Raw genomic sequence first — 12,858 nt, 5'->3', positions numbered from 1 at the left:
ACTCTGCGTTGCGGGATGGACACGGGGAACGCTTATAGCGCCGCCTTGATCGTTTCGGCAAACCGCCGCAGGTCGGAGCCTTTATAGGGCTCGCGCAGGCCGTATCCCCACACCGGGCCCGGCCAGCCGGGATCGCCTTCCGAACGCGCAATGATATGGATGTGCAGCTGGCGCACGATGTTGCCGAGCGCGCCGGTGTTGATCTTGGTGCAGCCTGTCGCTTTCTTCAGCGCCTGCGCCACCATATTGGTCTCGAAGGTCAGCATTGCCTGGTCGAGCGGCGTCATCTCGTGGATCTCCTCCGCGCCTGGCCGCTGCGGCACCAGGAGCAGCCATGGCCAGCGGCGGTCGTTCATCACCCGCAACTCGCACAGCCCCAGCCACATCAACTGCTCGCTATCCGCCTCCAGCCGGGAGTCCAGCGTGAATCCGGCCTTCAGGCCCGTCATCATCGGCGTTTCCCTTGCTTTTCTTGGTTTCCTCAAGGGCATGAACGCTAGAGCGGCGGCAAGGGGGCTGCAAGCGAATCATTGCGCCCTCGCGATCGGCAGCTCTTCACGATAGGAATTTTTTCTTGATTCGTGACCTCAGCTATGGTACATATTTGTTCATGGTGCTGATTTGCGCCAGTGACCCGCCGCGCAGGCGGGTTTTCGTTTGATGCTCCGTCAGCCGACGCGCCGGCGAAGGCTGCAAAGGAATCCGGGATTTCTTCTGCGCACTTGCATTTCATCGAACAATTGCCGATATGGACGACGGGAGGTTGGTGGTGGACGATCCACTCGCCAACCGGGTCAGGTCCGGAAGGAAGCAGCCCTAACGAGCCCGGAACGGGTCATTGTTCCAGCCTCCCACCTCACCGGCCCTTCTCGCGACATTGACGACGCATTGCAGCGCGGGCGAGACTATGCGCAGGAATCGGCCGCTTTCGGGCGCGGCCATTTGGAGCTTATGGGCGAATGAGCGAAGCCGGAAATTCGGGACCAAAAAGCCTGGAGAATGGCAAGGCGGCCGCCTATCGCGTGCTGGCGCGCAAGTACCGTCCCTCGAACTTCTCGGAACTGGTCGGCCAGGAACCGACGGTGCGCACCCTCACCAATGCCTTTGCCACCGGCCGTATCGCCCAGGCCTGGATGCTGACCGGCGTGCGTGGCGTCGGCAAGACCACGACGGCACGCATACTCGCTCGTGCCCTGAACTACAAAACCGCTGATATCGACCAGCCGTCGGTCGACCTTGCCGAGCTCGGAGAACATTGCCAGGCGATCATGGAAGGCCGCCATGTCGACGTCATCGAGATGGACGCCGCCTCGCACACCGGCATCGACGACATCAGGGACATCATCGAGCGCGTGCGCTATGCGCCGGTCTCGGCGCGCTACAAGGTCTACATCATCGACGAAGTGCACATGCTGTCGACGCAGGCCTTCAACGGCCTGTTGAAGACGCTGGAAGAGCCGCCGCCGCACGTCAAATTCATCTTTGCCACCACCGAGATCCGCAAGGTTCCGATCACCGTCCTGTCGCGCTGCCAGCGCTTTGACTTGAGGCGCATCGACGCCGGTGCGCTGGTTGCGCATCTCGCGTCGATATCGGCCAAGGAGGGCATTTCGGTCGACGACGACGCGCTGGCGATGATCGCGCGCGCCGCCGAAGGCTCGGCCCGCGATTCGCTCTCCATCCTCGATCAGGCGATTGCCCATGGCGCCGGCTCGGTCAGCGCCGCTGCGGTTCGGGCGATGCTGGGGCTCGCCGACCGCGCCCGCATCGTCGACCTGTTCGAACATGTAATGAAGGGTGATGTAGCGGCCGCTCTTGCCGAATTCCGCGCGCAGTACGACACTGGTGCTGATCCGGCCGCCGTACTGACCGATCTTGCCGAGTTCAACCATCTCGTCACGCGGCTGCGTTTCGTGCCGACGGCCATCGAGGATGCCTCGCTATCCGAGGACGAGCGGCAGCGCGGCGCGGATTTCGCCAGGACGCTGTCGGTCAGAGTGTTGTCGAGGACATGGCAGATGCTGCTCAAGGGCATTCCCGAGGTCCAGTCCTCCAACCGGCCGGTGAGTGCCGCCGAAATGGTGCTGATCCGGCTAGCGCATGCCGCCGACCTGCCGACGCTGGACGAGGCGTTGAGATCGCTTGAGGGCGCAACGCCGGTACAAAATGGCACCCCACGCCCGAATGGTACACCCGCGGGGTCGGGCAATGGTGGCGGCGCCAGTGCTGTGGCGCAGACGCGCATGCCGGCCGGGCCGGGTGGTGCACAGACCATGCGGCTTGTGGAGAGCACGCCTGCCCCTGTTGCTTTCGTCGCTCCGCCGGAGCCGGTCGTCGAGACGCAATCGGTGCCGCTGAAATCGCTCGCCGACATCATTGCCCTGGCTGACGCGCAGCGTGACATCGCCTTCAAGGTGCAGGTCAAGAGCTATATCCGCCTGGTTCGTATCGAGCCCGGCCGTATCGACGTCGGCCTGATCAGCGACGCGCCCAAGATGCTGCTCAACGACCTGACGACGAAGTTGCGCGCCTGGACCGGCCGCAGCTGGCTGGTTTCGCTGTCGAAGGAAGAGGGTGGCCAGACGCTCTCCGAGATGGAATCGGCCAAGCGCGAGAACGCCTTCCTCGATGCCAAGAGCGATCCGACGGTGGCCGCTATCCTGGCGCGCTTTCCCGGGGCCAAGATCATCGACGTGCGCATTCCAGACGCGCCGGAAGCCGAAACGGCCGAGGCCGAAGTGCCGGTCGAGCCGCCGGCTGACGACGACGAAACCTGACCACAGAACGAATCCGCAAAGGACCAGACCATGAAAGATCTTCTCGGCCTGATGGGCAAGGCGAAGGAAATGCAGGCCAAGTTCCAGGCCATGCAGGACGAGATCGCCATTCTGGAAGCGTCGGGCCAGGCCGGCGGCGGCCTGGTCAGCGTGACGCTGACCGGAAAATTCGAAATGAAGTCGCTGAAGATCGATCCATCCTTGTTCAAGGAGGACGATGTCGAGATCCTGGAAGACCTGGTGCTCGCCGCCCACAATGACGCCAAGACCAAGGTCGAGCAGATCATGCAGGAAAAGACCAAGGCGCTGACCGCCGGTCTGCCGATCCCGCCGGGAATGAAACTGCCCTTCTAGCGTTCGGCGCGCCCCATGGTCGACATGACCGAAGAGCCCACCGAAAGATTGATCGAGCAACGTATCCGCAACAGGATCTACGAGATCCTGGAAATTCTGGCCGACTGCGACGACGGCGTCGATCTCGTCGGTATCAAGGGCTACTTCAATTTGTTCGAGGACTTTGTCCATCGCCCGTCGATCGAGGCCGGCACATCTGCGCTTTCGAAAGACGAGCGCGCGATCGTGCTGGAGATCGCCGAGTTCCTGGAGGCGGCCAGCGAGACAAATCCGGACTTCACCAAGGCCGAGTTCGTTGAAAGCGGCTGGCCGGCAAGGATCGCGCCGACGGCCAGGGACGCGCGAGCGCTGTTCCTCCGGCGCGGCCTGTTCTCGGAGAAGATCGAAGAGGCTGAACCTGGCCAGCCGGTGGCGATTGCAGCCGGGAGGTAGCCCGCATAAAGCCATGCAACCGTGCCAATTTGGCAACAGTGCCCCAGTAATAACGTTTTGGCCATCTTTTTGCCTGAAAGTGTCTCATTCTTGCCGCAGCCTGGGGGCGGGCATGGACGTGAGAGGGTTACCTGTTGATTGCCACGCGATGGAAGGCGCCGCTGTTGCTCGGCGCCGTCATTTCACCCCTGTTTTTGGCTGCATGCAGCCAAACCACTTCGCACGGTATGTCCGTGGCCAGCCTCACCGACGCCATCACGCCGAGTTTCCTGAGCTCCCGGGCCTACAGCCATACGCCCAAGGACAAGGAATGCCTGGAACGGGCGATGTTCTTTGAATCCAATCGCTCAAGCCGCGACGGCATGATCGCCGTCGGCACGGTGGTGATGAACCGGCTCCGCTCCGGCAACCACGGAAGCACCATCTGCGAGGTGGTGGGCGAGGGTGGGCAGTTCGCGCCTGGCGTCATGACGAGACCGATGAATTCGCGAGCGATGCCCGAAGTCGAGGAAGCCGCCGATGCCGTGCTCAAGGGCGAGCGCAAGGCCAAGCTGAAGAACACGATGTATTTCCACACCGCTGGGCTGCGCTTCCCTTACAAGAACATGCACTACACGATGGTTGCCGGCGGCAATGCCTTCTATGAGAAGCGCGGCCGCAATTGGCAGCCGTTGCCGGATGAGCCGCAGGTCGCAATTGCTTCGGCGGCGCCCGAGAAGCCGGCCGCAGCAGCGATAATGGTCGCTTCCACCGAGCCCGCACCTCCGGCCAGGACGGCAACCATTCGATCCGCCCCTGCCCAACAGACCTATGTGACGGCGGCGGCTGCGCCGTCCGCGAAATCCGCGCGTGTCTCGGTTCAGCCGACGGTGGTGGCGATGCAGGAACCCATGGAAGAGCCGGATGCCGCCCGTTTTGGCGGAACCCTGAACACAAGGGTCATCTCCTCGGTTCAAAACGCGCCACAGGAGGCGACGATGGTGGGGTTCCAGTCCACGCCTGAGAACACCGACGCCATCGGCGCGATGATTGCCAGCCAGGACCGGCCACTCGAGACCAATTGATCCGGCTCCATGATCCAAGATCGGAAGAGCGTCGTGTAGGGNTTGCCAGCCAGGACCGGCCACTCGAGACCAATTGATCCGGCTCCATGATCCACCTAGCCAATATGGCGGTTGATGCGGACGTGGGATGTTCCAAAGCGCTCTGAAAAATCCTGGAGCGGTTCACCGTTTCGCGGAAACGGTGAACCGCTCCAGCTTTTCGTTTTGACGCAACTCCGGACGGAAAACCGCTTCGCACTTTTCCTGGAATTGCTCTAGATCAGAGCGATGTCGAAGCGAATCGCCGGTCCCGAGATCGAACGCCTGATCCAGCTCCTGGCCAAGATGCCAGGGCTGGGACCCCGTTCGGCCAGGCGTGCGGCACTCCATCTGATCAAGAAGAAGGAGCAGCTGCTGTCGCCGCTCGCCGCCGCCATGGCCGAGGCGGCAGACAAGGTGCGCATCTGCTCGACCTGCGGCAATGTCGATACATCCGACCCTTGCATGATCTGCACCGATCCGCGCCGTGACGCCGGCACCATCATCGTCGTCGAGGACGTCTCCGACCTGTGGGCGCTGGAGCGCGCGGCGGCGATGAATGTGCGTTATCACGTGCTCGGCGGCACGCTGTCGCCGCTCGACGGCATCGGGCCCGACCAGCTCAACATGCGCTCGCTGGTCGACCGTGTCGCCGGTGGCGAGGTCAAGGAGATCATCCTCGCCGTCAACGCGACGGTCGAGGGCCAGACCACCGCGCATTACCTCACCGACCAGCTGTCCGGCTTCGACATCAAGGTGACGCGCCTGGCACATGGCGTGCCGGTCGGTGGCGAACTCGACTATCTCGACGAAGGCACGCTGGCCGCTGCACTGCGCTCGCGGACGGCGTTTTGACGAAGTTGGCGGGAGAGGGTGCGGATCATGATCGTTGCGCGTCCTTCGAGGCTGGTGCCAAGCACCCCCCTCTGTCCTACCGGACATCTCCCCCTCAAGGGGGGAGATTGGCCGCTTCATTGGCGGTGCTCTTCCTGCAACGTCGGCGATTGGCGAAAGCAAAGACAACAGCCGATCTCCCTCCTTGAGGGGGAGATGGCCGGCAGGCCAGAGGGGGGCGCCAAGGAACGCAGACTTCGCCAGTCTTGTCTCGCATTTTTCCTGGCTGCGCTTGCCTTCCTCTTCATTTCCGCTCCCGCCTCCGCTGCAACGATCAACGACCAGTTTCGCGCCTGGCTGCAGGACGACCTGTGGCCGCAGGCCAAGGCGAAAGGCATTTCCAGGCACACCTTCGATGCCGCCTTCGACGGCATCAATCCCAATCTGAAGCTGCCCGATTTGGTCAAACCGGGCGAGAAGGCGACCACGCCGCAGAAACAACACCAGGCCGAATTCGGCTCGCCCGGCGCCTATTTCGCCGAGAAGACGGTTCTTGCGGTGACGGCAGGCGGACGTGCGCGTGAAGCCACCAATGCCAGGACGCTTGCGGCCATCGAGAAGCGCTACGGCGTGCCGGGAGAAGTGCTTTTGGCGATCTGGGGCCGCGAGACCGGCTTCGGTGCGGCGAAAATGCCTTATGACGCCTTCGAGGTGCTTGGCACCAAGGCGTTCATGTCGACTAAGAAGGACTTTTTCCGCACCGAGCTCCTGGCGGCACTCGAAATCGTCGAGCGCGGGCTGGCCCCGGTCGGCGCGATGAAATCGTCCTGGGCCGGGGCGCTCGGCCAGCCGCAATTCATGCCGACCTCTTTCCTGAAGCATGCCGTCGATTTCGATGGCGACGGCCGCGTCGACATCTGGAACTCGACGCCGGATGTATTGGCTTCGATTGCCAATTATCTCGTCCATTATGGTTGGGTGAAGGGCCGCGGCTGGGGCTTCGAGGTGACTGTGCCGGATCAGGTTTCCTGCGCGCTGGAAGGCCCGGACCAGGGCAAGAAGATTGCCGAGTGGGCGGCAATGGGCATTAAGCGCGTTGGCGGCAAACCGTTTCCGACGAGCGAGCTTAAATCCGAGGGTTTCCTGCTGATGCCGGCCGGGCGCAGCGGCCCGGCCTTTATCGCCACGCCCAATTTCTACGTGCTGAAGGAATACAACACCAGCGACCTCTACGCGCTGTTCATCGGTCATGGCGCCGATCGCATAGCCCATGGCGACTCGAATTTCGCAGGCAGCTGGGGCGCGGTTGGCGGGCTCCACCGTTCCGACATCGCCGCCCTGCAGCGCGCGCTGCAAGCCAAGGGCTATGATGTCGGCAGCGTCGACGGACTGCCCGGCTTCAAGACCCGCCGTTCGATCGGCACGTGGCAGGCCAAGAACGGCCAGGCTGCAACCTGCTTCCCCGATGCGGAGTTGGTGACAGCGCTGAAGTAGCCCTGAATTAGCAGTTTTTTCTCATTTGGCAGCCTCGATTAGCCGCCAAATGCATCGACTTCCAACAGCTCCTTCTGGTCCAATGTATCGTCTTACAAAACCCCGTTGCCGAGTTGGGGGCCGCCGGATTAGGGTGTTGACCAACTGGACAAAAAACACGACGGTAGCGGGTCAGAGGCCGTCTTCCGGCCCCGAAAGAATTTTCTGCATCCCTGAGCCGGGAACTCAGGTCGCCAAACAACAAAACAGGGAACAATCACGATGATGATGGAAAAGTTTGCTCTCCGCTCCCGCATCTTGCTCGCGGGTGCGGCCATGTCCGCGCTGCTTCTGGCCGGCGCGCCTGCCGGTGCGGTCACGCCCGCCGACACGCTGGTCGAAGGTTTCGCGATCGACGACATCATCACCATGGATCCGAACGAGGCATTCGAGCTATCTACTGCCGAGGTCACCGGCAACACCTATGATCTGCTGGTCCGTCTCGACCTCAACGACACCTCCAAGGTCAAGGGCGACCTCGCCGAAAGCTGGACCGTCTCCGACGATGGCCTGACCTACACGTTCAAACTGAAGCCCGGTCTCAAATTTGCTTCTGGCAATCCGATCACGGCGGCAGACGTTGCCTATTCATTCGAGCGTGCCATCAAGCTCGACAAGAGCCCGGCCTTCATCATCGGACAGTTCGGCATCAGCGGCGACAACGTCACCGAAAAGGCCAAGGCGGTCGACGACAGCACTTTCCAGTTCACCGTCGACAAGGCCTATGCGCCGAGCTTCGTGCTGAACTGCCTGTCGGCAACGGTCGCCTCGGTCGTCGATGCCAAGCTGGTCAAGGAACATGTCGTCACCGCGGCACCCACCGCCGACTACAAATGGGACAATGATTTCGGCAATGCCTGGCTGAAGACCGGCTATGCCGGCTCCGGCGTCTTCAAGCTGCGCGAATGGCGCGCCAACGAGGCTGTCGTTCTCGAGCGCAACGACAATTACTACGGCGAAAAGGCCAAACTAGCCCGCGTCATTTATCGCAACATGAAGGAAAGCTCGGCCCAGCGCCTGGCGCTCGAAGCCGGCGACATCGACGTCGCCCGTAATCTCGAGCCGAACGACCTCGACGCCATCGCCAAGAACGCCGACCTCACCACCACCAGCGCGCCGAAGGGCACGGTCTTCTATATCAGCCTCAACCAGAAGAACGCGAAACTCGCCAAGCCCGAGGTTCGCCAAGCGTTCAAGTATCTGGTCGACTATGATGCCTTGAGCTCGACCATTCTCAAGGGCATCGGTGAGATCCACCAGACCTTCCTGCCCAAGGGCGTGCTCGGCGAACTCGACGAGAATCCGTTCAAGCTCGACGTCGCCAAGGCCAAGGAATTGCTGGCCAAGGCAGGTCTGGCTGACGGTTTCAGCGTAACCATGGACGTTCGCACCGGCCAGCCGACGACGGGCATGGCGGAATCGATCCAGCAGACCCTCGGACAGGCTGGCATCAAGCTGGAGATCATTCCCGGCGACGGCAAGCAGACGCTGACCAAATATCGCGCCCGCAATCACGACATCTATATCGGCCAGTGGGGCCAGGACTATTTCGATCCGAATTCCAATGCCCAGACCTTTGCCTCGAACCCGGACAATTCGGATGCCGGCAAGTCCCACACGCTTGCCTGGCGGAACTCCTGGGACATTCCGGACCTGACCAAGGAAACGGAAGCGGCTTTGCTCGAGAAGGACGCCGGCAAGCGCGCCGATATGTACAAGGATCTCCAGAAGAAGATCCTCGACACCAGTCCCTTCGTCGTCATCCACCAGCAGCTGGAAGTGGCTGGCCTGCGCAAGAACCTCAAGGGCTTCGCACTCGGCCCGAGCTTCGACAGCAACTTCGTCGGGCCGGTCTCGAAATAACGCCGCGGGCGCCGCATGAGCGCGGTTGAAAATGGGAGCGGGCGCGGCAGCGCCCGCGCCGTCGCCATTGCATCATCGCTCGGCCGCTTCCTGGTCATCGCGATCACGACCTATCTCGGTCTGCTCGCGGTGACCTTCTTCATCGGTCGTGTCATCCCGATCGACCCGGTGCTGGCGGTGCTCGGCGACCGGGCGCCGGCCAATGTCGTCGAGCGCACGCGCCGCGAGATGGGCCTCGACCTGCCGTTGATCGAGCAGTTCTATATCTATGTGAAAAATGCCCTGAACGGCAATTTCGGCGTCTCCGTGCTGACCACGAACCCCGTCATGACCGACATTCGCCGAGCGCTTCCGGCGACCACGGAGCTGGCGACGCTGGGAACGCTGATCGGCGCGCTATTCGGCGTGCCGCTTGGTGTGCTGGCTGCGGTCAGGCGCGGCAGTCTCATCGACCAGATCGTGCGCATCATCGGCCTGATCGGCTATTCCGTGCCGATCTTCTGGCTCGGACTGCTGGCGCTGGTGCTGTTTTACGCCAAGCTGCAATGGGTCGCTTTTCCAGCCCGACTCGACGTCGTCTACGAATACACCTTCACGCCGATCACCGGTTTCTACCTGCTGGATTCCCTGTGGCAGCGGCAGTGGGACGTCTTCCACGATGCCTTCCGCCACATCATCCTGCCGGCTTCGCTGCTCGGCTATTTCTCCCTCGCCTATATCAGCCGCATGACGCGCTCGTTCATGCTCAACGAGCTGTCGCAGGAATACATCGTCGCGGCGCGCGCCAAGGGCCTGTCTGAAACCCGCATCATTTGGGGCCACGCATTGCGCAACGCCGCCGTGCCGATGGTGACGGTGATCGCACTGTCCTATGCCGGCCTGCTTGAAGGTTCGGTGCTGACCGAGACTGTCTTTTCGTGGCCAGGCATCGGTCTCTACATCACCAATTCGCTGCAGAACGCCGACATGAATGCCGTGCTCGGCGGCACCATTGTCATCGGCTCGGTGTTCATCGCCATCAATCTGCTCTCCGACCTGCTCTACCGCGTGCTCGATCCGAGGACGAAGTCCGCATGAGCGTCGATACCATCCAGAGCCGTCGCGACTGGCTGCTCAGCGAGCGGCCGGCCTCGCGCATGCAGGCAAGACTCGGCCGCGCCTACGTGGCGTGGCGGCGCTTTTCCGCCAACCGGCTGGCGTTTCTCGGCCTGCTCATCATCATCGCCTTGCTGGTCGTTGCCGCCCTTGCCGGCGTGCTGGCGCCGTATTCGCCGACGTTTGGCGACCTGAAGAACGCGCGTCTGCTGGCGCCGAGCGCCGAGCACTGGTTCGGCACCGACGACCTCGGCCGCGATATCCTTTCGCGCATCCTCTACGGCTCGCGCTGGACGCTTTATGTGGTCATCCTGGTTGCGATCATCGCCGCACCGATCGGCCTGCTGGTCGGCACCGTCGCCGGCTATGCCGGCGGCTGGACCGATGCCATCCTGATGCGCATCACCGATATTTTCCTCGCCTTCCCCAAGCTGATCCTGGCGCTGGCTTTTGTCGCAGCCCTTGGGCCAGGCATCGAGAACGCGGTGCTGGCCATCGCCATCACCTCCTGGCCGCCTTACGCACGCATTGCGCGCGCGGAGACGCTGACGGTGCGCAATTCCGATTACATCAAGGCGGTGCAACTGATGGGTGCCTCGCCCTTCCGTATCGTGCTGCGCCACATCATGCCGCTCTGTATCTCCTCGCTGATCATCCGGGTGACGCTCGACATGGCCGGCATCATCCTGACCGCCGCCGGCCTCGGTTTCCTCGGCCTTGGCGCACAGCCGCCGCTGCCGGAATGGGGCACGATGATCGCTTCGGGGCGTCGCTTCGTGCTCGATCAATGGTGGGTAGCCGGCGCGCCAGGCTTCGCTATCCTGATCGTCAGCCTCGGCTTCAACCTGCTCGGCGACGGCCTGCGCGACGCGCTCGATCCGCGGAGCGGCGACCAATGAGCCACGATCCCAATCAGCAGCGATCAACGAGCGCGCTGCTCGACGTCGAGGATCTCCGCGTCACCTTCCCGACCCGCACCGGGCTGATCGAAGCGGTTCGCGGTGTCTCCTTTTCGCTCGGCCGCGAGCGGCTCGGCATCGTCGGCGAGTCCGGCTCGGGCAAATCGCAGACCGGCCGCGCCATCATGGGCCTGACGCCGCCGCAGGCGCGAATATCGGCCAACAAGCTGGCTTTCGACGGCATCGACCTGCTCAGCGTGTCGCCACGCGAACGCCGGTCGCTGCGGGGAAAGCGCATCGCCATGATCCTGCAGGATCCGAAATATTCGCTCGATCCGGTTATGAGTATCGGCCGCCAGATCGTCGAGACGCTGCGCACGCACGAGAAGGTCGGCAAGGCCGAGGCGCGCGACCGCGCACTGGCAATGCTGGAGGCGGTGCAGATTCGTGACCCCGCCCGCGTCTTCGACCTGCATCCGCACGAAGTGTCCGGCGGCATGGGCCAGCGCGCCATGATCGCCATGATGCTGATCGCCGGGCCGGAAATGATGATCGCCGACGAGCCGACCTCGGCGCTCGACGTCACCGTGCAGCTCGACGTGCTCGGCATTCTCGACAGGCTGGTCGGCGAACGCGGCATGGGGCTGATCTTCATCTCGCACGATTTGCGCCTGGTCTCGTCCTTCTGCGACCGCGTCATCGTCATGTATGCAGGCAAGGTGGTCGAGCAGCTCAAGGCGTCCGAGCTCGGTCGCGCCCAGCATCCCTACACGCGCGGCCTGCTCAACTGCATGCCCAAGATCGGCGCCGACCGTCATCCGCTGCCGGTGCTCGACCGCAAGCCGGAGTGGGCGGCATGACTTCTGCCATTTCCGTCGACGGGCTGGAAGTGATCTTCGACCGTTTTCGCGCGCTGAAGGGCGTCAGGCTTGACGTGCAGCCGGGCGAGTCCTTTGGCCTGGTCGGCGAATCCGGTTCCGGCAAGTCGACGCTGCTGCGGGCCATCGCCGGCCTTGCGCCGGTCGCCTCGGGCAGCATCGCCGTCAACGGCAAGACGCTCGGCGCGCGCCGCGACAAAGCCTTTTATCGCGAAGTCCAGATGGTCTTCCAGGATCCCTATGGCTCGCTGCACCCGCGCCAGACCGTCGACCGCCTGCTGCAGGAGCCGCTTGCCATCCATGGCTTTGCCGACGGCGAAAAGCGCATTCAGCGAGCACTCGACGAGGTCGGTCTCGGCAACGGCTTTCGCTTCCGCTACTCCCATCAATTGTCGGGCGGCCAGCGCCAGCGCGTGGCGATTGCCCGGGCGCTCATCCTCGAACCGTCGATCCTGCTGCTCGACGAGCCGACCTCGGCGCTAGATGCGTCGGTGCAGGCGGAAGTGCTCAACCTTCTGGAAGAAGTCCGCCGGCGGCGCAAGCTGACCTTCCTGATGGTCAGCCACGACTTGGCCATCATCACCCACATGTGCGAACGGCTGATGGTGATGCAAAGCGGCGAAGCGGTTGAGAATCTGGCGGCCAACGATCTTGTCGAGCGCCGCGTCTCGAAGGACTATACGCGCAACCTGCTGAGAGCGAGCGACGGGTTTGTGAGAACCGCCTGAATTCGTTCTTCCTGTGTACAGAACAACCGTCTTGGGGGACTACCATGGAGGAATGGAAGTTTGCTGACCCACCCAATGTCGCGGTGTTATCGGACAAGAGCATATTTAAACGTGGCGACTGGATCGCATACGTTGTGCATGAAGATGACGACGACGACAGCTACAACGATGACGGTGGCAGTTGGCAATTCCACAACAGCGAACCCGGACCTGTGGATGACGGCGATATAATGCTCGTCGGCCTGCAAGAGGTGGTTCAACTGGATGAAAGCATCCTGGCATTGGCCGATTTGCCAAAAGGTTGGTATGCTTGGCGAAGTTCCAAATCGTCGCGGTGGCAGCGCGCCAAATCACTCCCTGTACCCTCCAACGATAACGAGTGA

Annotated in this window: 13 protein-coding genes and 1 other RNA gene; 13 read left to right on the top strand and 1 reads right to left on the bottom strand. The window is 62.6% G+C overall.

The annotated features are described in order from the left end of the window. Window positions 1-32: 32 nt before the first annotated feature. Window positions 33-452 carry an HIT family protein gene (locus X744_RS161800; protein ID WP_023758156.1) on the bottom strand — a complete coding sequence of 140 codons (420 nt, stop codon included), beginning with the start codon at window positions 450-452 and terminating at the stop codon, window positions 33-35. A 306-nt stretch (window positions 453-758) separates the two neighbouring features. Here X744_RS161800 and ffs point away from each other — a divergent pair. From ffs to X744_RS1000000171655, 13 genes are all read left to right on the top strand, one after another. Next, window positions 759-855, top strand: an RNA gene (gene ffs, locus X744_RS1000000171665) — signal recognition particle sRNA small type. Window positions 856-959: 104 nt separating this feature from the next. Beyond that, window positions 960-2,777, top strand: coding sequence for a DNA polymerase III subunit gamma/tau (locus X744_RS161805; RefSeq protein WP_023758155.1), 1,818 nt, complete (start codon window positions 960-962; stop codon window positions 2,775-2,777). 30 nt (window positions 2,778-2,807) lie between these two features. Beyond that, a complete protein-coding gene (locus X744_RS161810) occupies window positions 2,808-3,131 on the top strand; it encodes a YbaB/EbfC family nucleoid-associated protein (RefSeq protein ID WP_023758154.1) in 324 nt (107 codons plus the stop codon). A 24-nt stretch (window positions 3,132-3,155) separates the two neighbouring features. Further along, window positions 3,156-3,563 (top strand): hypothetical protein, encoded by a 408-nt coding sequence (locus tag X744_RS161815; protein ID WP_023758153.1) that lies wholly within the window; start codon window positions 3,156-3,158, stop codon window positions 3,561-3,563. Between the two features lie 134 nt (window positions 3,564-3,697). Beyond that, window positions 3,698-4,627, top strand: coding sequence for a cell wall hydrolase (locus tag X744_RS161820; protein WP_023758152.1), 930 nt, complete (start codon window positions 3,698-3,700; stop codon window positions 4,625-4,627). 267 nt (window positions 4,628-4,894) lie between these two features. Continuing rightward, a complete protein-coding gene (gene recR, locus X744_RS161825) occupies window positions 4,895-5,500 on the top strand; it encodes a recombination mediator RecR (RefSeq protein ID WP_023758151.1) in 606 nt (201 codons plus the stop codon). A gap of 195 nt (window positions 5,501-5,695) precedes the next feature. Beyond that, on the top strand, window positions 5,696-6,973 hold the full coding sequence (locus X744_RS161830; protein WP_023758150.1) for a lytic murein transglycosylase: 1,278 nt from the start codon (window positions 5,696-5,698) through the stop codon (window positions 6,971-6,973). A gap of 264 nt (window positions 6,974-7,237) precedes the next feature. Next, window positions 7,238-8,875, top strand: a complete 1,638-nt coding sequence (locus tag X744_RS161835; protein WP_031259794.1) for an ABC transporter substrate-binding protein — start codon at window positions 7,238-7,240, stop codon at window positions 8,873-8,875. Between the two features lie 15 nt (window positions 8,876-8,890). Next, complete coding sequence (locus X744_RS161840) at window positions 8,891-9,952, top strand: ABC transporter permease (protein ID WP_023758148.1); 1,062 nt, start codon at window positions 8,891-8,893, stop codon at window positions 9,950-9,952. Then, window positions 9,949-10,869, top strand: coding sequence for a nickel transporter permease (nikC, locus tag X744_RS161845; protein ID WP_023758147.1), 921 nt, complete (start codon window positions 9,949-9,951; stop codon window positions 10,867-10,869). The genes X744_RS161840 and nikC overlap by 4 nt, the downstream gene beginning before the upstream one ends. Then, entirely contained in the window at window positions 10,866-11,729 is an 864-nt protein-coding gene (locus tag X744_RS161850) for an ABC transporter ATP-binding protein (protein ID WP_031259793.1), read from the top strand. The genes nikC and X744_RS161850 overlap by 4 nt, the downstream gene beginning before the upstream one ends. Next, window positions 11,726-12,475 carry an ABC transporter ATP-binding protein gene (locus X744_RS161855; protein WP_023758145.1) on the top strand — a complete coding sequence of 250 codons (750 nt, stop codon included), beginning with the start codon at window positions 11,726-11,728 and terminating at the stop codon, window positions 12,473-12,475. Before X744_RS161850 ends, X744_RS161855 begins: the two co-directional genes overlap by 4 nt. 44 nt (window positions 12,476-12,519) lie before the next feature. Next, window positions 12,520-12,858 (top strand): hypothetical protein, encoded by a 339-nt coding sequence (locus X744_RS1000000171655; RefSeq protein WP_023758144.1) that lies wholly within the window; start codon window positions 12,520-12,522, stop codon window positions 12,856-12,858.

The organism is Mesorhizobium sp. LNHC252B00 (genome assembly GCF_000502955.1).
GTDB lineage: Bacteria > Pseudomonadota > Alphaproteobacteria > Rhizobiales > Rhizobiaceae > Mesorhizobium.
This window is presented reverse-complemented; position numbering and strand designations above follow the sequence as displayed.